The sequence below is a fragment of the Elusimicrobiota bacterium genome (assembly GCA_040757695.1).
GTDB lineage: Bacteria > Elusimicrobiota > UBA8919 > UBA8919 > UBA8919 > JBFLWK01.
In genome coordinates this window covers 1-1,647 of sequence record JBFLWK010000208.1, presented here as the reverse complement: position 1 = coordinate 1,647, position 1,647 = coordinate 1, and the positions used below count along the sequence as shown (strand labels likewise).

Here is a 1,647-nt window from a genome sequence, read left to right as displayed (position 1 = left end):
AAGGCAAAGCCGAAGGCAAAATCGAAATGATATGTAAATTCCTGGGATGTAAATTTGGACTGAAAGCTCTGAAACTCCAGAAGAAAGCCCAGAAAATCACTGATCTTACCATACTTGACGATATAACGGGACAGATATTTCTTTCTGAATCGCTCCAGGCAATTGAGAAAATAATAAAAGAAGCTCTGGATGTTCAGGAAAGTATGAAGGAAAAATAAGACCGGGATTTTGACCGGGATTTTCAGGATTTACGGGATTACCGGGATTTTTGACGGGGATTTGGGGGGATTTTTGGGATTAACAGGATTTTGCGGTTTGTAGTGTTTCCTTTATATGTATTTTAATGGAGGCCGGTAGAGATTGTCCCTATTCCTGCCCTCTGAACCGGGATTTTCAGGATTTACGGGATTAACAGGATTTCGATATTTTTACTGTTTCCCTTGTATTTATTCACTGGTATTTACAGGTTATTTTGATTATCAGGAATTCCCTTCCATCAAACTATTCCATAATACTGACTTCCCTGGAAGCAAAAAGCAATATCAATTCCCGGCGGCAATATCACTCCCCAAACACCATAAAACAAAAAAAATCCAACCGCCTGAACTTACTGAAACATTAATAAAAACCGGTAAACAAAAAAACAGCAACTCCAAAATCATATTAATCATAAAAATCACATAAATCCCCGTCCAGACATTAATTACCCTCCAAAACAACCTTCCCCACTCCCTGCATCATCCTTATAAAAATCCCCCTGCATATTTCGCCATAAGCTACTGAAAACAGAGGGTAATTTTTATTTGTCCGCATATGGAGAGGGATTAACAGATTGTAAGTGTCGTTATTGTTACGGTTATCAGAAAAATAAAATCATTGTAGTTTCTTTTTAAGTCTGGTAAAATAAATATATAAACTATAAAGGAAGAGAATACTTATGAATACTAAGGATATTTCAATTTCTTATCAAAATTACGATATTGTTTTCAAGTCACTCACAGGGATGTTTAAAAACCAGACTCTTGAATTTTATGGACTAAAAACTGCCCCAATAGTCAGGGCCGAGCCTACTGAGCTTCCTAAAGTGCAGATTGACGAACAAAGAATGGATTTCGTATTCTATCTTGCCGATGACAGTTTTCTCCATCTGGAATTCCAGACGACTTTCAGCATTGAAGACATGGAAAGATTTAAACTGTATGATGCCCTTCTATATGAAAAAAAGAAAAAAACAATACATACTGCTGTAATCTACGGGGCAGGCATAGAAAGTTCCATAACAAACCTTGATCATGGCTCATTAAAATATTTTACAAATGCAGTTTATATGCATGGTTATGATGGTGACAAAATATATAAAGAACTTTCGGAAAAAATAAACAACGGAAAGGTACTTGAAGTAATCGATAAACTCAATTTAATTTTTCTTCCCCTTATGAAAAATTCTGTTGATAAATCGGAGAGAGCTATTGAAGCTCTGGAACTGGCTCAAAAAATCACTGATAAAAATGAACAGTTATTTTTAATCGGTTGCCTTGTTGGTATATCTGATAAATTCATTGATGAAACATATGTGCAAAAAATGATGGAGGTGCTGAAAATGACACGGGTATTACAGGCTCTATATAAAGAATTCAAAGAGGAAGG

Annotated in this window: 2 protein-coding genes; both read left to right on the top strand. The window is 35.6% G+C overall.

Annotation, left to right across the window (positions count from 1 at the left end; translation table 11 throughout):
- Positions 1–218, top strand: a 218-nt coding sequence (locus tag AB1349_14165) for a hypothetical protein (GenBank protein ID MEW6558470.1), incomplete at its 5' end; no start/stop codon positions are given.
- Between the two features lie 719 nt (positions 219–937).
- On the top strand, positions 938–1,647 hold a 710-nt coding region (locus tag AB1349_14160), incomplete at its 3' end, for a hypothetical protein (GenBank protein MEW6558469.1).